Source organism: Curtobacterium guangdongense (genome assembly GCF_049341845.1).
Taxonomy (GTDB): Bacteria; Actinomycetota; Actinomycetes; order Actinomycetales; family Microbacteriaceae; genus Curtobacterium; species Curtobacterium guangdongense.
Window position 1 is genome coordinate 240,449 of record NZ_JBMPIT010000002.1, and the last position, 19,014, is coordinate 259,462.

The following is a 19,014-nucleotide window of genomic DNA, read 5'->3' on the forward strand; positions in this document are numbered from 1 at the left end:
ACCACACGAAGGCCGCCATCCGAACGGATGGCGGCCTTCGTCGTCGGTGCCCCCGGCAGGAATCGAACCCGCGGCACGGTGGGTAGAAACCACCTGCTCTATCCACTGAGCTACGGAGGCGGACGACTCCGATTCTATTCCGAGGGTCGGGGCAGCCGGTGGACCCACGCGTCGACCTCGGCCTGCGATCGGAGTCGGACGATGCGCAGGTGGGATGCTGTGTCCTCGAGCGGTGGGACCTGGGCCTGCATCTTCCTGCGCGTCCGGAGCCCCCACCGGATGATGTGGTCCCGGTTCACCAGGACGGTCCACAGCGGCGGCTCGACGTTGCCGTTCCAGAGCTCGATCCGACGGGCTCGTCGACGGACGGTCCGACGCACGAGCCGCAAGAGCGCGACGAGGACGGGCAGGTCGAGCCAGACCAAGGTGTCGGCGCGCTCGACGAGGAGCGGTCGCACCTGGTGGTACTGCCATTCGGTGACCCAGGCGGGTTCGGCGGTGAACGCCTCGACGTCCGCCTCGAAGCTCGGACGCGGCACCCAGCCGGGTCCGTGGAACAGGGCGTCGATCTCGGTGTGCGGAAGTCCGAGCCGGCGGCTGATCCGACCGGCCGTGGTCGTCTTGCCGACGCCGGTCACACCGGCGACGAGGACACGACGTGGCGGCGGGTCGAGGACGTCATCGGCTCCGAGCACCCGTCGACCCTAGCAATCCGCCGTTCCCCGGACGCTCCCCCGCCGTTCGCCTCCCGGCAACACCGTCTCCGTAGCGTGCCGACATGAGCACCGAGCGCGCAGGCGGCACGCCCGCCAGCACCGAGCGCGCCAGCAGCATGCGCGTCGTCGCGGTCATCCCTGCGCGCGCGGGCTCGAAGGGCATCCCGGGGAAGAACCTCCGCCCAGTCGCCGGCCGCTCGCTCATCCGTCGCGCCGTCGAGACTGCGTCGCGCGCCCGCCGCGTTGACGCCGTGGTGGTCTCCACCGACGGAGACGCGATCGCTGCCGAGGCGGTGGCGGCCGGTGCACGCATCGTCCGACGCCCCGCCGACCTCGCCGACGACGGCGCCAGCTCCGAGTCCGCGCTGCTGCACGCACTCGACGAGCTCCAGGCCGCCGGCGACACCCCCGAGGTCCTGCTCTTCGTCCAGGCGACGTCACCGTTCATCGACCCGGCCGACCTCGACGCCGCAGTGGAACGAATCCTCGACCACCACGCGGACTCGGTGTTCGCCGCGACGCCGTCGCACGCGTTCCTGTGGCGCACCGACCCCGACGGACGTGCGGTCGCGGTGAACCACGACGCGGCGACGCGCCCCCGACGCCAGGACCGAGCACCCGAGTACCGCGAGACCGGCGCCCTCTACGCGATGCGCGTCGAAGGGTTCCGGCAGCACCGGCACCGGTTCTTCGGGCGCGTCGAGATCGTGCCGGTCGACCCGGCCGGCGCGATCGACATCGACGACGAGACGGACCTCGCGCTCGCCGACGCCCTCGCACCCCGGCTCGACCGCACCGCACGAAACGCGAGCACCGCAAGCACCGCACGCGAAGAACGCGAAGCCACCACCACGAACGGAGCACCATGACCGTCAGCATCGGCACGTCCACCATCGGCGCCGGCCACCCCGCGTACCTGATCGGCGAGATCGGCCTGAACCACAACGGCGACGTGGACGTCGCGAAGCGGCTCGTCGACGTCGCCGCCGACGCGGGGCTGCAGGCCGTGAAGTTCCAGAAGCGGACGCCGGAGATCTCCACGCCCGAGCACATGAAGCACACCCCGCGCAGCACGCCGTGGGGCGAGATGACCTACCTCGAGTACCGCTACCGCGTCGAGTTCGACCGCGACCAGTACATCGAGATCGGCGACCACGCGACGATGCGCGGCCTCGACTGGTTCGCGTCGCCGTGGGACGAGCCGAGCGTGGACTTCCTCGAGGACCTGGGCGTCGTCGCGTACAAGATCGCCTCCGCGTCGGTCACCGACCTCGGCCTGCTGCACGCGGTGGCAGCGACCGGCAAGCCCGTGATCCTGTCGACCGGGATGTCCACGCTGGAGCAGATCGACCGCGCGGTCGAGGCGCTCGGCACCGAACGGCTCGTCCTCATGCACGCGACCTCGACGTACCCGCTGCCCGCGGAGGAGGCGAACCTCCGCATGATCGACACCCTCGCACAGCGCTACATCGGCGTTCCCATCGGGTACTCGGGACACGAGCCCGGCCTGCAGATCTCGATCGCGGCGGTCGCCCTGGGCGCCACCGCCCTCGAGCGCCACATCACGCTCGACCGCACGATGTGGGGCTCCGACCACGCCGCGTCGCTCGAGCCGCACGGCCTGCAGACCCTCGCGCGCGACGTCAGGATCATCGAGACCGCCCTCGGCGACGGCGTCAAGCGGGTCATGCCCGGCGAGCTCGCCCCGCTCGCGAAGCTCCGCCGCGTGGACGCGTGACCCCAGCGTCGAGCGTCGTGCGCGGGTCCGGGGACACGGCCGGGAGGCACGTGGTCGGGATCGTGGACACCGACTCGTTCGCGAAGTGGGGCAGTCACCTGCTCGCCGCGGCCCCCGAGAACTGGTCGCTCGAGCTCCTCGTGGTGGACACCCCGCGGACCGCGAGCCCGGCACAGCTCCGTTCGGCGTTCCGCGGTCTGGACGGTCGGTTGGCCCACCTGGCATCGGCTCCCCCGGCACCGCTCGAGGTCGACGCCGTCGTCGACCACGTCCGACTGACCGAGCCCGACGCGGTCCTGGTCTCGGTGATCGGCCCGGTCGCGGAACTCCTCGTCGACCTGGTCCACCGCACGGTCCCCCGTCGGCCCGTCCTGCTGACAGGGCTCCCTGGTATCTCCTTCCCCGCGAAGTGGAAGGGCGTGTTCTCCCGAGCCCGCGCCGACCTGTTCGTGCTGCACAGCCACCGCGAGGTCCGCGAGTACGACGCCCTCGCGACGGAGAACGGTGTCGAGCCGCACTTCGCCCTGGCCACGCTGCCCTTCGCCCGCCCCGGCGTCGTGGCGCGTCGGACCGTGGCACCGGACTCCGTCGTGTTCGCCGCACAGCCGAGCGTCCCGGCCACACGTGACGATCGGGCGCAGGTCGTCGCGTGGCTCGCGGAGACCGCCCGCCGGCACCCGGAGTGGCGTGTGGTGCTGAAGACCCGTGCGGTCGCCGGCGAACAGCAGACACACCGCGAGGCCTTCCCGTACGCGGATCTGCTGCCGACGGACGCCCCGACGAACCTCGTGGTCGAGACCGGTCCGATGGCCGCGCACCTCGACCGCGCCGTGGCGCTCGTCACGATCAGCTCCACCGCCGTGCTCGAGGCGGCCGCGCGGGGCATCCCGGCGCTGACCCTGACGGACTTCGGTGTCTCCCGCCCGTTGATCAACGAGGTGTTCGTCGGCAGCGGCCTCGAGGGTGACGCGGGCGACCTCGTCGACGGCCGGTTCGGCAGGGTCCGACCGGCGTGGATGACGGACAACTACTTCCACCCGGCGACGGACGACGACTGGGTGACACGGGCCGAGGCGTTGATGCTACGACGGGACGCCGGCACCCTGGCGGACCGGCCGAGCGCCCGACGCAGTCGTGGTGGGGCACTCCGCCGTGCCTGGGACCGGAAGAACGCCCTCGGCAGCGCGGACCGGTCGGCGATCGGTACGGCAGCGCTCGTCGTCGGCGCGCCGGTCAGGAGCGCGAAACGTGCCGTGCGTCGCGTGCTGCGTGTGGTCCGACCGCCGGCGCCGACGATCGTCGGGGCACCGCGCTCCCAGCGGACGCAGGCCGACGGACCCACCGCACCACGGATGTCCGAGGTGACCCCGTCCGAGAGCCCGGCGGCGTCGGCGAGCCGAGCCGAGCCTCCAGTCCGGGTGTCAGGCGACCGCCTTCGCGACCGCGACCAGCAGCTGGTCCCGGGAGGGGACCCCGGGTGAACGGAAGACCTCGGCTCCGTCCTCGCCCCGCACGATGATCGTCGGGGTCGAACGGATGCCGAGGTCTTCAGCGTCGTCGGGGTGTGCCGCGACGTCGCGTTCGGTCACCGTCAGCCCGGGGACCAGCCGTGCCGCGTCGGCGGCCACCCGGCGGGCGGCGGCGCACGGTGCGCAGAAGGCGGAGGTCCAGAGGTCGAGCTGCATGTGATCCTGCAACGTCGAAGCGGCTCGGACTACTCCCGGTCGAACTCGCCGCTGCGGTCGCCGCGGTCGGCGAGGTCGTCCACGGGGTCGGACTCGCCCGGCTCGTAGGTGTAGTCGACGGAGATCTGGTCGAGGACGTGGCGGGAGCCGGTCGCCCGGTAGGTGAAGGCCGTCTGGAGGCCCTCGACGTCCGCGTAGACCGTCACTTCGTCGTCCACCGAACCGCTCGTCGCGGTGCGGGTGTCCGTGGTCCCGTCGAAGGGGCCCTGGTGGAAGATCGCGGTGTACTCGCTGCCTTCGTCGATGGTGATGTCGCTCATTCATCACTTCTACCAGGGACGCCCTGTTGCAAGATACATAGCAACGCTATATAGTTCAGCTATGGAAACAACGCGCGAGCAGACGATCGAGACCCTCCTCGTCTCGGTCAACCGCCTGATCCGCGTCGCCGCCCAGGCCGCCGGCAGCACCACGTCGTCGGCCGTCTGGCGCACGCTGGGCATCCTCGAGTCCGACCAGCCGCTCCGGCTCGGCGAACTCGCGAAGCAGTCCCGCGTCTCCCAACCCACGATGACCCGACTCGTCGCCGGCATGCTCGCTGACGGCCTGATCTCGCGGACCGTCGACCCCGACGACTCCCGCGGGCAGCTCATCGAGATCACGTCCGAGGGTCGCGTCCGTCTCGCCGACTGGCGCACGACGCTCACCCGCACGGTCGGGCCGATGTTCGCCGATCTCGACGACGACCAGTGGGACATCCTGCACGAGGCATCGGCCCTCATCGCATCGGCCCTCGCCACGGGGACCAGAACGGAGATCACCGCGTGAACGCGCACGCACCGGCATCGTCCGGCAGCATCCTCAAACAGTCCAAGGCGGTCTGGGCGATCGCCTTCGCCTGTGTCGTTGCCTTCATGGGCATCGGCCTGGTGGACCCGATCCTGCCCGCCATCGCATCGTCGCTCAAGGCGACCGCCGCGCAGACCGAGCTGCTCTTCACGAGCTACCTCGCGGTGACCGGCGTCGCGATGTTCTTCACCAGCTGGGTCTCCAGCCGGATCGGCGCCAAGCGCACCCTGATGATCGGGCTCGCCCTCATCGTGGTGTTCTCGGTGCTCGCAGCCGTGTCGAACAACGTGTGGACGATCATCGACTTCCGTGCGGGATGGGGGCTCGGCAACGCGCTGTTCATCTCGACCGCGCTCGCGACCATCGTCGGGGCGGCATCGGGTGGCACGGCGTCCGCGATCATCCTGTACGAGGCCGCGCTCGGCCTCGGCATCGCGATCGGCCCGCTCGTCGGTGGCCTCCTCGGCTCCGTGAGCTGGCGCGGCCCGTTCTTCGGCGTCACCACGCTGATGGCGATCGCGTTCGTCGCCGTGGCCGTCATGCTGAAGTCCTCCGGGCTCGAGAAGCCCGTCCCGACGAAGCTCTCCGCACCCTTCCGCGCCCTGGGTCGTCCGGCGCTGGCAGCACTCGCCGCGACCGCGCTGTTCTACAACATCGGCTTCTTCGTCCTGCTCGCCTACACGCCGTTCCCGCTCGGGTTCGGGGCGCTCGGCATCGGGTTCACGTTCTTCGGCTGGGGTGTCGGCCTGGCGATCACCTCGGTGTGGGTCGCCCCGATGCTCACCGCTCGTCTCCGTCGGACGACGGTGCTGCGCATCGCGTTGCCGCTGCTCGCACTCGACCTGTTCGCGGCTGCGATCGTCGTGCGTTCGCAGGTCGGGCTCATCATCTGCGTGGTCATCGGCGGACTCGTGCTGGGCGTGCTGAACACCGTGCTCACCGAGTGCGTGATGGAGGCCACTGACCTCCCCCGGTCGGTCGCCTCGAGTGCGTACTCCGCGGTGCGCTTCATCGGTGGTGCGATCGCCCCGCCCGTCGCGACGCTGCTCGCCGACGGGTACTCGCCGTCCGCCGCGTACGTCTTCGCGGGGTCGTCCGTGGCCGTCGCGTTCGTGGTCACCCTCGTGACCGCTCGGGTGCTGCGGCGGGTCGACGACGGTGCCGAGCCGGAGCCCGTCGAGGCCGAGGCCATCGCCGCGGGCGAGATGGCATAGGGCAGGGCCGGGGCGCGGGTCCCAGCCGGGCCGGGGGTCGGCGCGCGATCGAGCGGGCGAAGTACCCGGGTCCGCCTCGGCGGCCACCCGGGTATTCCGCCCGCTCGCGTGATCGGGCCCGCTCCCCAGCGCGCGTTCCGTCGAACGGGCGAAATACCGCGGTCCGCCTTCGGCGACACCCGGGCATCTCGCCCGCTCGCGTGATCGGGCCCGCTCCCCAGCGCGCGCTCCGCCGAGCGGGCGGAATACCTCGGTCCGCCACCGCGGCCACCCGGGTATTTCACCCGCTCGCGCACGCGCCGGCCAAGCGCAGTCCACGCGCTCCGTCGAGCGGGCGGAATACCGCGGTCCGCCACCGCGGCCACCCGGGTATTCCGCCCGCTCGGCGTTCCGGGGCGCTGGCGGGGCGGGGTGGCGAGTGGGTGGGGGCAGTGGACGCGACCGCCTGGAGGCGCGGCGGGCGCCCGGCGGACCGGCAGCGGCCTCCAGACCGTCCCGTCCAGGGCACCGTGGTGCCGGGAATAGGATCGAGGGCATGGCAACCGCGAATGACCGCCTCGTCTGGATCGACTGCGAGATGACGGGCCTCGATCTCGAGGTCGACGAACTCGTCGAGGTGGCCGTGGTCATCACCGACTTCGACCTGAACCCCGTGCACCCCGGATTCGACATCGTGATCAAGCCGGACCAGTCCGCGCTCGACAACATGAACGAGTTCGTGACGAACATGCACACCACGTCGGGCCTCATCGATGAGATTTCGAACGGCGTCTCCCTGGCGGACGCCGAGTACCAGGTGCTCGAGTACATCCTCGCCCACGTGCCCGCCGAGGGGACCGCTCCCCTGGCCGGCAACACCATCGGCACGGACCGCTCGTTCCTGTCGAAGTACATGCCCCGCGTCGACGGACACCTGCACTACCGGAGCGTCGACGTGTCGAGCATCAAGGAACTCTGCCGCCGCTGGTTCCCGCGCGTGTACTTCAACGCGCCGGAGAAGCATGGCGGGCACCGGGCCCTCGCGGACATCCTCGAGTCGATCCGCGAGCTCGAGTACTACCGTCGCGCGGGCTTCGTCGCCGAGCCCGGTCCGAGCACGGACGACGTCCATGCGGTCGCGGCGGAGGTCGTCGCCGCTTGGGAGCCCCGGCTCGCTCCACAGCCCGCCGAGTAGTGTCCCGCGGGGCCGCTCGCATGTACTACTATTGAGTGGTTGCCCGGCCTGACCGGTGCACATGGTGGGTATAGCTCAGCTGGTAGAGCGCTTGGTTGTGGTCCAGGAGGTCGCGGGTTCGAGCCCCGTTACTCACCCCAGTGCTGATGAAGATCAGTCGAAGGAGAACCCTGTTGCTGTCGCAACGGGGTTCTCCTTCTGTGTTTGTCTGGCCGCCTCCGGCGGCGAGCGCGCCTCCGGCGACGCGAACGCGAGACGCGGGTGCCGCACCGAAGACGGGCGGCGGTGCGATCAGGTGGGTGTGCCACGATCGGACGCGTGATGGAGATGTCCGCCGAGGCCTTCGAGGCGCTCGTGACCGACGAACTCGACCTGCTGCCCGACGAGATGGTCGACGGCCTCGACAACGTCGTGTTCGTCGTGGAGGACGAACCCGAGGACGGCTCCGAGCTCTTCGGCATCTACGACGGCGTCGCACAGACCGAACGCGGGCAGTACGGCTTCGGAGAGCTCCCCGACCGCATCGTGGTGTTCCGGAAGCAGCACCTCGCCGAGTGCGACACGATCGAGGAACTCCGGGACGAGGTCCACACCACGCTCGTCCACGAGATCGGCCACTGGTACGGCATCGACGACGAGCGCCTCCACGAACTCGGCTGGGCGTAGCGACGCCACCAGTCCGCGGGCCACCAGCCGCGAGCCACCGGCGACAGGCCCTCAGGACCGCAGGACGACGTCCGCCAGTGCGACGGGGTCCTCCGACGCGATGAACGCATCCTCCTGCCGCGCCCAGCGCTCCCACTCCGCCGCGAACACGTCCCCGTCCCGGTCGAGAGCACGCCGCTTCCGGACCTCGTCGTCCGCGTCCATCCAGACCCGCAGCGTCGCGAGCGGTGCCGAGCCGCGGGACAACGAACCACAGCCCTCGATCACGAGCGGCGCCGCAGGGTCGAGCGACACCCAGTCGGCCGGTGCAGAGCGGCCCCAATCCCACCGCCGGTAGCCGGACACCTCGCCGAGGACCTCCGTCACGACGGCTGTCGACGCGGCACGGAGCCCGTCCCACCCCGGGTAGACGTCGTCGAGGTGGACCACCCGCCACCCGAGCGACTCCCCGAGTGCGTTCCCCAGCGTGGTCTTCCCGGTCCCGGAGCGCCCGTCGACCAGGACGACGGACCGGCGGCCGGACGGCTGCGGAGCCGACCGTGCGCGGTCGGCGAGGGACGCGACGGAGACGAGCCGAGCCTCCAGGCCGACGGAAGCACCCGAGACCGAAGCACCACGCACCCCCTCAGACACGCCACGTCCCCACGGCCACCGACGCCGCGATCGAGACGAGCCCGATCCCGACCAGCACGGCCACCATCGCCCACTCCCGTGCGCCGAAGCGGGCCGGGCGGGCCCACGTGCGCCTCCCGGGCGCGCCGAACCCGCGCGACTCCATCGCCACCGCGAGCGTCGTCGCCCGACGGAGCGCGAGCACGAGCAGCGCGAACGCCATCGACGCACCGCGCCGGATCCGTCCGGTGTCAGCGAGCCCGCGGGCACGCCTGGCCATCGCGAGCTGCCGCCAGTCGTCGCCGAGCAGGGTCATCATCCGGATGGCTGCGAGTGCCCCGAGCACGAACCTCGCGGGCAGCCGCAGGATCTGCGCGAGCCCGTCGGCCAGGTCCGTGGGGTCCATCCCGATGAACAACACGATGCTCGGCACCCCGACCGCGAGCACGCGCAGCATCGTCGCCACGGCGAGCACGAGCGACCCGTCGGTGACGTGGGCGAAGCCGAGGTCGAACCACTCCCGTCCGGAGGCCCTCCCGTACAACGCGATGCTCACGCCCGTCAGGGGCACGGCGATCAAAACGGGCGAGGTCCGGAGCAGCAGGGTCCGGACCGGGATCCGGAGGAGGGGAAGGAGGGCGAGCTCCAGACCGAGGGCGACCGCCGCCGACACGACGTCGAGGCTCAGCACGAGACAGATCCCGAGACCGATGACCCCGAGGAGCGCTGCCACCGGTTGGACCGCGCGGATGCCGCGTTGCGGCCGGACGGGAGGCTCGGACCGCCACGGCTGTGCGCGTTGCGTCGACGAGGTGGTCACGTCGTGACCTCCGTGGGCGCGTTGGTCGCGGGCGCGTGTGCGCGTGTCTCGGCTGCGGTTGCGCGCGTCTCGGCTGCGCGTGTCGCGCCCGTCGCGGTGAGGACCACCTCGTCGGCGTCGAGTGCGCGCACCAGGTCCCGGTCGTGCGTCACTGCGACCACCGCGGTCCCGGCGTCCGCCAGCGCTCCGAGCCGGTCGATCACGGCCTGCCACGTCGCACGGTCCTGCCCCGACGTCGGTTCGTCGAGCACGACGACCGGAGGCCGGGTGGCAACGACCGTGGCGATCGCGAGACGCCGCTGTTCACCGCCGGAGAGCGTGAACGGGTTGGCGTCCGCGAGGTGCGCCAGGCCGAAGGCATCGAGCAGCTCACCCACACGCTCCGCGGTGTCCGGGATGCCGAGGGCATGCGGGCCGGCGGCGATCTCCTCGCGGACCGTGCGGGCGACGAACTGGTGCTCCGGGTCCTGGAAGACCGTGCCGATCCGGGCCGCGAGCTCGCGGCTCGACCAGGAGTGCGGCGCAGGGCCGGCGTCGCGGGCGAGCGTCCCGGTGGCACGGAGCATGCCCGCTGCGGGACGGAGGAGTCCCGCGAGGGTCAGCCCGAGCGTCGACTTGCCGATGCCGTTCGGGCCCGTGATCGCGATGACCCGGCCGGCGCGGACGTCGAGGTCGATGCCGCTCCCCACGCGCTGCCGCTTGCCCCGGGCGGTGCCGAGCCCCTCCGCCACGAGGAGGTCCTGCTCCGTCGCCCGCTCCGTCGCGCGCCGCGTCGCGAGCCCCGGCTCACGCCCGGCCGCGCGCCCGGCCGCGCGCCCGTTCTCGTCGAGCGGGCGAAATGCCAGGGTGGGTTCCCCACTCGACCCGGGTATTTCGCCCGCTCGTGGGGGCGCGCTCGTCCCCGCCTCGTCGAGCGGGCGGAATACCGGAGTGCTCCCCGAGACGGGCCCGGGTATTTCGCCCGCTCGTGCGGGCGCGGGATGGGGCGCTCGGGCGGAGCCGCGCGCGGGTTCGGCACCGGGGACCCACACGCCGGCAGCGGTCAAGGCATCGCCGTGGGTGCGGAGGACGTCGGCGGGCGTGCCGTCGGCGATCACGCCGCCGCCCGGCTCGAGCAGCACGAGCCGGTCGACCAGGTCGAGCCACGTGCCGATCCGGTGCTCCACGACGAGCATCGTCGCGCCGGTCTCGTCGAGCAGTGCCCGGACGGCGTCGTGCACCTGTCGGACTCCGGACGGGTCGAGGTTCGCGCAGGGTTCGTCGAGCACCAGTGCTCCCGGACGCATCGCGAGCACCCCGGCGAGCGCCAACCGCTGCCGCTGCCCACCCGAGAGCATCGTCGTCGACCGGTCGAGCGGCAGGTCGAGCCCGACGACGTCGAGCGCCGACCGGACCCGCTCCCAGGTCTCGCCTCGGGGGACGCCGGTGTTCTCGCACCCGAACGCGACGTCGTCCCCGATGCGGGACATCACGGTGTGCGCCTCCGGGTCCTGCATGACGAGCCCGACGCGTCCGCGGACGGACCCCGGTGCCACGCCGTCGACGAGCACGCTGCCCTCCGCGGCCGCCGCGGAGTCGTCGTCCGGGTCCGGCTCGTCGGGCAGCACGGCGGCGACGGCACGCAGGAGCGTCGACTTGCCCGCGCCGGAGGCACCGACGACCGCGACCCGTTCGCCGGGCTGGACGACGAGGTCGACCTCGCGGACCGCCCAGTCGTCCCGCTCGGCGTACCGCCAGCCCCAGTCTCGGAACTCGATCCGGGCCGCCTGCGCGCCCGGCACCGTCACGCCGCCGTGGACGGGCGAGAGCGCCGCTTCGTGTGCTCACGGCCGGCGGCGAAGGACGACAGCACTCCGGTGCGGGCGAGCGCGCGGACGATCAGCCATGACCCGGCGCCCGCGATGACCGCACCGGAGATCGTCCCGCACACGATGTAGACGGCCTTGAACGCGGCGTCGAGGCCCGGGTACCAGAGGATCGTGTCGTTGATCCCCATCGCCAGTCCGGCAGCGGCGCCGGCGAGGACGACCACCGGCAGCCGGTAGACGCGGTACAGGAACAGCGCGAGCACGAGCTCCGCGCCGAGGCCCTGCGCGAGTCCTGCTTCGAGCGTGCTCCACCCCCATTGCGTGCCGAAGAGCGCCTCGACGCTGGCGGCGACGATCTCGGCGAAGAGCGCGGCACCGGGCTTCCGCACGATGATCGCGACGATCGGTCCGGCGAGGAGCCACACGCCACCGAAGAGCGCCTGCGTGCCGGGCAGCAGGAGCGCCACCGCGGCGGAGAGCGGCTCGTAGCCGAACTCCCAGAGCTTGAAGACGACACCGACCGCCACCGCGAGGACGCTGGCGACGACGATGTCCACGACCCGCCAGCGCAGCGAGCGCCTCGGGGTCGTCGTTGTCGACGGAGCCGCCGCGGTGGCAGCGGTACGGACGGTGGACGGCGTGCGCGAAGGCATCAGCTGGTACTCCTCCCTGCGCCGGCATGACCCGGATCAGGTTCGACGGTCGGAGCGCCACTCGCTCCCTCTCAGCCCGGCGATCCCGGACTCCCGTGTGTGTCCCAGCAGTGTACCGCTGCGCGACGCGCGTTACTTCTTGAGGACGCGGATCAGCTTGCGGAGCACGGTGCCCGTCACCCACACCAGCGGGATGCTCACGGCGACGAGCGCGATGAGGTTCGGCTCGAACTCCAGGTCCTTGCCCGGTCGACGGACGTACGCGCCGATCGGCACGGCCGCGCCGCCACCGCCTCCGCCGCCGTTGTCTTCGCCGTCCCCGCCGCCCCCGAACCCGAACCACCCGAGCGACACCGGGATGAGGGTCTGGTCACCGACCTCCACCGGGTCTCCGTAGTTCGTGGAGACGCCGATCGGGCGCACCTTGTCTGCGATCTGCGTGACGATGTTGGCCATGTCGGCGAGGCTACTCCGCTGTGGACGGGCGCCGTTCGTCCACAGGAGTGCTCCTGCAGCGGACAGCACAGGGAGGCGTGGATACGTTTGGCGAGACCCACCACTGGAGGACCCTTGCACACCTGGCCCGGCAACCCCTACCCGCTCGGCGCGACCTACGACGGGAGCGGCACGAACTTCGCCCTCTTCAGCGAGGTCGCCGAGCGCGTGGAGCTCTGTCTGTTCGACGAGGACGGCACCGAGACCTGCGTCCCCCTCGTCGAGGTGGACGCCTACGTCTGGCACGCGTACCTGCCCAACGTCGGCCCCGGGCAGCTGTACGGCTTCCGGGTGCACGGACCGTACGACCCCGAGAACGGCGCGCGGTGCAACCCGGCGAAGCTGCTGCTCGACCCGTACGCCAAGGCGACGAGCGGGGACATCGACTGGGACCAGTCGTTGTTCTCGTACACGTTCGGCGACCCGGACTCGACGAACGACGAGGACTCCGCCGCGCACATGGTCAAGGGCGTGGTGATCAACCCGTTCTTCGACTGGCAGGGCGACCGCGCGCCCCGGACGCCGTACGGCGAGACGGTCATCTACGAAGCGCACGTGAAGGGCCTCACCGAGACCCACCCGGACGTCCCGGAAGAGCAGCGGGGCACGTACGCCGGTGTCTCGCACCCGGCGGTCATCGAGCACCTCAAGCGCCTCGGCATCACGACGCTCGAGCTCATGCCCGTGCACCAGTTCGTCAACGACTCGACGCTGCAGGACAAGGGGCTGTCGAACTACTGGGGCTACAACACCATCGGGTTCTTCGCCCCGCACTCGCACTACTCGTCCTCCGGCGACGAGGGCCAGCAGGTGCAGGAGTTCAAGACCATGGTGCGCGAGCTGCACCGTGCCGGCATCGAGGTCGTCCTCGACGTCGTCTACAACCACACCGCCGAGGGGAACCACCTCGGCCCGACGCTGTCGTTCCGCGGGATCGACAACGCCGCGTACTACCGCTTGATGGACGACGACAAGCGCTACTACATGGACTACACGGGCACCGGGAACTCGCTCAACGTCGGGCACCCGCACTCGCTGCAACTCATCATGGACTCGCTCCGCTACTGGGTCACCGAGATGCACGTCGACGGCTTCCGCTTCGACCTCGCCTCCGCACTGGCCCGTGAGTTCTACGAGGTCGACCGGCTGTCGGCCTTCTTCGAACTCGTCCAGCAAGACCCGATCGTGTCGCAGGTCAAGCTCATCGCCGAGCCGTGGGACGTCGGCCCCGGGGGCTACCAGGTGGGCAACTTCCCGCCGCAGTGGTCGGAGTGGAACGGCAAGTACCGCGACACCGTGCGGGACTTCTGGCGCGGTGAGTCGTCCACCCTCGGCGAGTTCGCGTCGCGCATCTCGGGTTCCGCGGACCTCTACGAACACGACGGTCGCACGCCGAAGGCCAGCATCAACTTCATCACCGCGCACGACGGCTTCACGCTCTACGACCTCGTCGCCTACAACGAGAAGCACAACGACGCGAACGGGGAGGACAACAACGACGGCGAGAGCCACAACCGCTCCTGGAACTCCGGCGTCGAGGGCCCGACGGACGACGAGGCCGTGAACGCCCTGCGGCTGCAGCGTCGACGCAACTTCCTCGCGACGCTGCTCCTCAGCCAGGGCGTGCCGATGATCGCGCACGGCGACGAACTCGGCCGCTCGCAGTCCGGCAACAACAACGTGTACGCGCAGGACTCCGAGTTGAGCTGGATCGACTGGGAGACGGCCGACGACGAACTCATCCAGTTCACCGCCGACGTCACGAAGCTCCGGCACGACCACCCCACGTTCCGACGGACGCGGTACTTCAACGGCCGCCCCGTGCGTCGCGGCGAGGGTGAGCCCCTGCCCGACGTCGTGTGGCTCACCCCGGAAGGCGACGCGATGGCGCCGGAGGACTGGGATTCCGGCTTCGGCAAGAGCGTCGGCATGTACCTGAACGGCGAGGGCATCCGCGGTCGCGACGCCCGTGGTGAGCGCGTCACGGACGTGGCCTTCATCACGTACTTCAACGCGCACGACGACACCGTGACGTTCACGCTCCCGCCCGAGGAGTACGCGCCGGGTTGGACGGTCCGCATCGACACCGCCGAACCGGGTGCCCGTGACGAGGTCATCGACGCCGCCACACCGCTCGACGTCCCGGCACGATCGATGATCGTGCTCCGCGCGGAGCCCGACCACGAGGTGACGACCACCCCCGTCGACGCCGAAGCACACCCGGCCACGCCGGAACCGCAGGACGCGGTGACCCCCGCGAACCCCGCAGGGTCCCCCGCGCCGAGCGGCACCCAGGGCGGTGCCAAGTGACGGGGCAGCGCGCGCGCCGCGTCCCCGTCTCGACCTACCGTCTGCAGGTCTCGCCAGACTTCGACCTCGCGTCGGCCACAGACCTCGTCGACTACGTCCACGACCTCGGTGCGGACTGGCTGTACCTGTCCCCCGTGCTGCAGTCCGAGCCGGGTTCCGCGCACGGGTACGACGTGGTCGACCACACCCACGTCGACGAGCAGCGTGGCGGGGACGCGGCGTTCCGGGCCCTCGCCGAGGCGGCACACGCCGCGGGCCTCGGCGTCCTGGTGGACATCGTCCCGAACCACGTCGGCGTCGCGACGCCCGCGGTGAACCCGTGGTGGTGGTCGCTGCTCGAGCAGGGGCAGGACTCCCCCGTCGCCACGGCGTTCGACGTGGACTGGGCCGCCGGAGACGGACGGATCCGCATCCCGGTCCTCGACGACAGCCTGCTCGACGCGGTGAAGCTGGACACGAGCGGCAGCACCAGCGGCTCCGCCGGCCCCGTGCTCCTGGTCGGCACCACGGCCTACCCGACCGCTCCGGGCACCGTGCACGACGGCGACGACGTGGCGACCGTGCACGCTCGACAGCACTACGAGTTCGTGCACTGGAAGCGTGCCGACCACGACTTGAACTACCGCCGGTTCTTCGCGGTGAACACCCTCGCGGCGATCCGGGTCGAGGAACCCGAGGTGTTCGCCGCGTCCCACACCGTCGTCGGCGAGTGGTTCCAGGACGGCCTGGTCGACGGGCTCCGGATCGACCACCCGGACGGGCTGTACGACCCGGCCGGGTACCTGCAGGACCTCGCCGACCTCACCGGTGGCGCGTACACGCTCGTGGAGAAGATCCTCGAGCCCGGCGAAGAGCTCCCCGCGAGCTGGCCGGTCGACGGCACCACCGGGTACGACGCGCTCGGCGTGCTCGACCGACTGTTCGTCGACCCCCGCGGCGAGGACCCGCTCTGGGCGACCGTCGCCGACGAGCCAGCCGACTGGCAGGCGCTGACGCACGACACCCGCCGTGGGATCGCCGACGGCATCCTCAACAGCGAGGTCCGTCGGCTCGCCCGCCTGCTCGAGGAAGCCGGCGCAGCAGACACCGATCGGGTCGTCGATGCGCTCGCCGAGGTCATCGCGTCCTTCGACGTGTACCGCACGTACCTCCCCGAGGGTTCCCACCACCTCATCGACGCCCTCGAGCTCGCGGCGGAGACCCGCCCCGACCTCGCCGACGTCATCGACCGCATCGCCCCCGCGCTCGTCGACCCCACCCACCCCGCCGCGATCCGCCTGCAGCAGACCAGCGGCATGGTGATGGCGAAGGGCGTCGAGGACACCGCGTTCTACCGGACCGCGAGGCTCAGCTCCCTGAGCGAGGTCGGCGGCGATCCGAGCGTCTTCGCCGTCAGCACCGAGGAGTTCCACGCCGCACAGCGGGAACGCCTGGCCAGCTGGCCGCACACGATGACGACCCTCACGACGCACGACACGAAGCGCAGCGAGGACACCCGTGCCCGGATCGCCGTGCTCGCGGAACTCGGCGACGAGTGGACCGACACGTTCCGGAAGCTGCACGCCCTGGCACCGCTGGAGGACGAGGTGTTCGCGAACCTGCTCTGGCAGGCGATCGTGGGCGCCCGACCGGCCAGCAGGGAGCGCCTGCACGCGTACGCCGAGAAGGCCTCCCGCGAAGCCGGCAACAGCACGACGTGGACCGAGCCGGACGAGGCGTTCGAGGGCCGGATGCACGCCCTCGTCGACGCCGCCTTCGACGACCCGTCCGTCGTCGCGCTGCTCGACACGCTCGACGAGCGCATCGACGCGGCCGGCTGGTCGAACGGCCTCGGCACGAAGCTCGTCCAGCTCACGGCGCCCGGCGTCCCGGACGTCTACCAGGGCACGGAGTTCTGGGACCGTTCGCTGGTCGACCCGGACAACCGGCGCGCGGTCGACTACACGGAACGCCGGCACGTCCTCGCCGAGCTCGACGGCCCCGACGACGACGGGCCCGAGACGCTGCCGGCCATCGGCATCGACGGTGCCGCGAAGCTGCTCGTCACGACCCGTGCGCTGCGCCTCCGCCGTGACCGACCGGAGCTCTTCACGCGCTACCTACCGATCGAGGCCACCGGCAGCGCGGCGGACCACGTGGTCGCCTTCGACCGCGGCGGCGCCGTCACCGTCGCCACCCGCCTGCCGATCGGCCTGGAACGGGTCGGCGGGTGGGGTGACACCCTGATCCACCCGGCTCCCGTCGACCGGGTGGACCTGCTGACCGGGAGGCTCGTCCCGGCCACCAGGGGCATCGCACTGACCGAGCTGCTCACCACCTACCCCGTTGCCCTGCTCGTCCCGGCGGCCGACGTCGACGAGACGGGCCGGGTCGCTGACGCGACCGACGAGGCGGACGCGAGCCGGGCCTCCAGTCCGGTCGTGACGCGCACCGCGCCGGACGAGACCGACGCGCAGGCCGACATCGACATCCTGGAGGGCCACGCATGACCGCACCCGACCGTTACGCCGTCTGGGCGCCCACCCCGGAGCGGGTGCGGCTCGTCGTCGACGGCACCGAGTACCCGCTGACCCGCGGCGCCGACGACTGGTGGAGCACCGACCAGGTGCTCCCCCACGTCGGCGCGCGGTACGGCTTCCGGATCGGGGACGACGACGCGGTCCGCCCGGATCCGCGCAGCCGGTACCAGCCGGAGGGTGTGCACGGCCCGTCGGAGGTCGTCGATCCGGCGCGGTTCTCGTGGACGGACGACGCCTGGACCGGACGTCCGGCCCGTGGCGCCGTGATCTACGAGATGCACGTCGGGACCTACACGCCGGAGGGCACGCTCGACGCCGCGGCCGCGAAGCTCGACCACCTCGTCGAACTCGGCGTGGAGTTCGTCGAGCTGCTGCCCGTCAACGGCGTCAACGGCGAGTGGAACTGGGGCTACGACGGGGTCGCCTGGTACGCCGTGGACGCACCGTACGGCGGGCCGGACGCCTACGACCGGTTCGTCGACCGGGCACACGCGCTCGGGCTCGGCGTGATCCAGGACGTCGTGTACAACCACCTCGGACCGAGCGGCAACTACCTGCCGCTCTACGGCCCGTACCTGGTCGAGGGACTCGCGAACACCTGGGGCGACTCGGTCAACGTCGAGCACCCGGAGGTCCGCCGGTACGTCCTCGACAACGTGCGGATGTGGTTCCGGGACCACCACGTCGACGGGCTTCGGCTCGACGCGGTGCACGCGATCCGGGACACCACCCGGCCGCACGTACTGCAGGCCATGGCGTCGGAGACGAACGCGTTCGGTGCCTTCGTCGGGAAACCGCTGTCGCTCATCGCCGAGTCGGACCTCAACGACCCGATCATGTTCCGGGCGCAGGAGGCCGGCGGCTACGGGCTCGCCGGGCAGTGGTCCGACGACTTCCACCACGCCGTGCACGTCGCCCTCACCGGCGAGACGAACGGGTACTACGCGGACTTCGCCCCGCTGTCGGCGCTGGCGAAGGTCCTGGACCACGGGTTCTTCCACGACGGCACGTGGTCGTCCTTCCGTGGCAAGCGGCACGGCCGGCCCATCGACCGCGGGACCTCCCCCGCGACGGCGCTCGTCGTGGCGAACCAGAACCACGACCAGATCGGCAACCGGGCAGCGGGCGACCGGCTCGCGGCGACGCTCACCGACGAAGGACTCGTGATCGCGGCGGCGCTGACCCTGCTCGGGCCGTTCACGCCGATGCTCTTCATGGGCGAGGAGTTCGCCGCGACGACACCGTGGCAGTTCTTCACGTCGCACCCGGAGCCGGAACTCGGCAAGGCCACCGCCGAGGGGCGGATCAAGGAGTTCGCGGAGCACGGATGGGACGAGTCCGCCGTGCCTGATCCCCAAGACCCGACGACGTTCCAGAACTCGAAGCTGTCGTGGGACGACGTGTCGTCGCCGCGGGGTGCGGCGATCCTCCGGGCCTACCGGGTGCTCGTCGCGCTGCGGCGGACGGACGAGGCGTTCGTCGACGACCGCTACGAGGCGAACGCCGTCCGCTTCAGCGAGGACCGTCGCTGGCTCGTGCTCACCCGCGGGCTGCTCGGGCCGAGCGCGGCGCCGGCGCACGTCGTGGTGAACTTCCTCGACGACGCGGCCGAGGTGCCCGTGCCCGGCGCGACCGGCGAGGTGCTGTACCAGTTCGGTGAGGCCTCGGTCGCGACGGACTGCGTCCGGTTCACCGGCCGCGGGGTCGTCGTCCTGCGCTGACGCAGCGCGCAGCGCGCTCGTGCTGCGGCGTCGC

The 19,014-nt window shown here is 71.3% G+C and carries 18 protein-coding genes, 2 tRNA genes and 1 riboswitch; of the genes, 11 read left to right on the plus strand and 9 right to left on the minus strand.

The window, feature by feature from the left end:
* Positions 1–47: 47 nt before the first annotated feature.
* Both ACO0E1_RS03570 and ACO0E1_RS03575 read right to left on the minus strand, forming a co-directional pair.
* Positions 48–120 (minus strand) — tRNA-Arg (locus tag ACO0E1_RS03570).
* Positions 121–134: 14 nt separating this feature from the next.
* Positions 135–695 carry a P-loop NTPase family protein gene (locus tag ACO0E1_RS03575; protein WP_422872930.1) on the minus strand — a complete coding sequence of 187 codons (561 nt, stop codon included), beginning with the start codon at positions 693–695 and terminating at the stop codon, positions 135–137.
* Between the two features lie 83 nt (positions 696–778).
* Between ACO0E1_RS03575 and ACO0E1_RS03580 the strand changes: the two genes are divergently transcribed.
* Genes ACO0E1_RS03580 through ACO0E1_RS03590 form a run of 3 tightly spaced genes read left to right on the plus strand, consistent with a single transcriptional unit; the run spans position 779 to position 3,935 of the window.
* On the plus strand, positions 779–1,585 hold the full coding sequence (locus ACO0E1_RS03580; protein ID WP_422872931.1) for an acylneuraminate cytidylyltransferase family protein: 807 nt from the start codon (positions 779–781) through the stop codon (positions 1,583–1,585).
* Positions 1,582–2,454 (plus strand): N-acetylneuraminate synthase family protein, encoded by an 873-nt coding sequence (locus ACO0E1_RS03585; RefSeq protein WP_422872932.1) that lies wholly within the window; start codon positions 1,582–1,584, stop codon positions 2,452–2,454. The genes ACO0E1_RS03580 and ACO0E1_RS03585 overlap by 4 nt, the downstream gene beginning before the upstream one ends.
* Positions 2,451–3,935 (plus strand): DUF6716 putative glycosyltransferase, encoded by a 1,485-nt coding sequence (locus ACO0E1_RS03590; RefSeq protein WP_422872933.1) that lies wholly within the window; start codon positions 2,451–2,453, stop codon positions 3,933–3,935. Before ACO0E1_RS03585 ends, ACO0E1_RS03590 begins: the two co-directional genes overlap by 4 nt.
* Here ACO0E1_RS03590 and ACO0E1_RS03595 read toward each other — a convergent pair.
* Positions 3,876–4,139: a thioredoxin gene (locus tag ACO0E1_RS03595; protein WP_422872934.1), complete on the minus strand. Its 264-nt coding sequence runs from the start codon at positions 4,137–4,139 to the stop codon at positions 3,876–3,878. The genes ACO0E1_RS03590 and ACO0E1_RS03595 overlap by 60 nt on opposite strands.
* A 29-nt stretch (positions 4,140–4,168) precedes the next feature.
* Positions 4,169–4,459: a hypothetical protein gene (locus ACO0E1_RS03600; RefSeq protein WP_281267309.1), complete on the minus strand. Its 291-nt coding sequence runs from the start codon at positions 4,457–4,459 to the stop codon at positions 4,169–4,171.
* 61 nt (positions 4,460–4,520) lie between these two features.
* On the opposite strand from ACO0E1_RS03600, the gene ACO0E1_RS03605 reads away from it, so the two are divergent.
* The 5 genes from ACO0E1_RS03605 to ACO0E1_RS03625 all read left to right on the plus strand — a co-directional run bounded on the left by ACO0E1_RS03605 (position 4,521) and on the right by ACO0E1_RS03625 (position 8,042).
* A complete protein-coding gene (locus tag ACO0E1_RS03605) occupies positions 4,521–4,967 on the plus strand; it encodes a MarR family winged helix-turn-helix transcriptional regulator (protein ID WP_422872935.1) in 447 nt (148 codons plus the stop codon).
* Positions 4,964–6,202: an MFS transporter gene (locus ACO0E1_RS03610; protein WP_422872936.1), complete on the plus strand. Its 1,239-nt coding sequence runs from the start codon at positions 4,964–4,966 to the stop codon at positions 6,200–6,202. The genes ACO0E1_RS03605 and ACO0E1_RS03610 overlap by 4 nt, the downstream gene beginning before the upstream one ends.
* A gap of 535 nt (positions 6,203–6,737) precedes the next feature.
* Positions 6,738–7,376 carry an oligoribonuclease gene (gene orn / locus ACO0E1_RS03615; RefSeq protein WP_422872937.1) on the plus strand — a complete coding sequence of 213 codons (639 nt, stop codon included), beginning with the start codon at positions 6,738–6,740 and terminating at the stop codon, positions 7,374–7,376.
* 64 nt (positions 7,377–7,440) lie between these two features.
* Positions 7,441–7,516 (plus strand) — tRNA-His (locus tag ACO0E1_RS03620).
* Positions 7,517–7,697: 181 nt separating this feature from the next.
* The gene (locus ACO0E1_RS03625) at positions 7,698–8,042 is read left to right on the plus strand and encodes a metallopeptidase family protein (protein WP_402729350.1); all 345 of its coding nucleotides are present in this window, start codon (positions 7,698–7,700) and stop codon (positions 8,040–8,042) included.
* A 51-nt stretch (positions 8,043–8,093) separates the two neighbouring features.
* Here ACO0E1_RS03625 and ACO0E1_RS03630 read toward each other — a convergent pair whose 3' ends face one another.
* The 5 genes from ACO0E1_RS03630 to ACO0E1_RS03650 all read right to left on the minus strand — a co-directional run bounded on the left by ACO0E1_RS03630 (position 8,094) and on the right by ACO0E1_RS03650 (position 12,391).
* On the minus strand, positions 8,094–8,675 hold the full coding sequence (locus ACO0E1_RS03630; protein ID WP_422872938.1) for a nucleoside/nucleotide kinase family protein: 582 nt from the start codon (positions 8,673–8,675) through the stop codon (positions 8,094–8,096).
* Positions 8,668–9,474 carry an energy-coupling factor transporter transmembrane component T family protein gene (locus ACO0E1_RS03635; protein ID WP_422872939.1) on the minus strand — a complete coding sequence of 269 codons (807 nt, stop codon included), beginning with the start codon at positions 9,472–9,474 and terminating at the stop codon, positions 8,668–8,670. Before ACO0E1_RS03635 ends, ACO0E1_RS03630 begins: the two co-directional genes overlap by 8 nt.
* Positions 9,471–11,261, minus strand: a complete 1,791-nt coding sequence (locus tag ACO0E1_RS03640) for an ABC transporter ATP-binding protein (protein WP_422872940.1) — start codon at positions 11,259–11,261, stop codon at positions 9,471–9,473. Before ACO0E1_RS03640 ends, ACO0E1_RS03635 begins: the two co-directional genes overlap by 4 nt.
* A complete protein-coding gene (locus tag ACO0E1_RS03645) occupies positions 11,258–11,935 on the minus strand; it encodes an ECF transporter S component (RefSeq protein WP_422872941.1) in 678 nt (225 codons plus the stop codon). Before ACO0E1_RS03645 ends, ACO0E1_RS03640 begins: the two co-directional genes overlap by 4 nt.
* Positions 11,932–12,041: riboswitch (TPP riboswitch) on the minus strand. (Overlaps the previous gene by 4 nt.)
* A gap of 26 nt (positions 12,042–12,067) precedes the next feature.
* Positions 12,068–12,391 carry a hypothetical protein gene (locus tag ACO0E1_RS03650; protein WP_422872942.1) on the minus strand — a complete coding sequence of 108 codons (324 nt, stop codon included), beginning with the start codon at positions 12,389–12,391 and terminating at the stop codon, positions 12,068–12,070.
* Between the two features lie 114 nt (positions 12,392–12,505).
* On the opposite strand from ACO0E1_RS03650, the gene glgX reads away from it, so the two are divergent.
* Genes glgX through treZ form a run of 3 tightly spaced genes read left to right on the plus strand, consistent with a single transcriptional unit; the run spans position 12,506 to position 18,980 of the window.
* The gene (glgX, locus tag ACO0E1_RS03655; RefSeq protein ID WP_422872943.1) at positions 12,506–14,740 is read left to right on the plus strand and encodes a glycogen debranching protein GlgX; all 2,235 of its coding nucleotides are present in this window, start codon (positions 12,506–12,508) and stop codon (positions 14,738–14,740) included.
* Complete coding sequence (gene treY, locus ACO0E1_RS03660; RefSeq protein ID WP_422872944.1) at positions 14,737–17,229, plus strand: malto-oligosyltrehalose synthase; 2,493 nt, start codon at positions 14,737–14,739, stop codon at positions 17,227–17,229. Before glgX ends, treY begins: the two co-directional genes overlap by 4 nt.
* Entirely contained in the window at positions 17,226–18,980 is a 1,755-nt protein-coding gene (gene treZ / locus ACO0E1_RS03665; protein WP_422872945.1) for a malto-oligosyltrehalose trehalohydrolase, read from the plus strand. Before treY ends, treZ begins: the two co-directional genes overlap by 4 nt.
* Positions 18,981–19,014 lie beyond the last annotated feature (34 nt).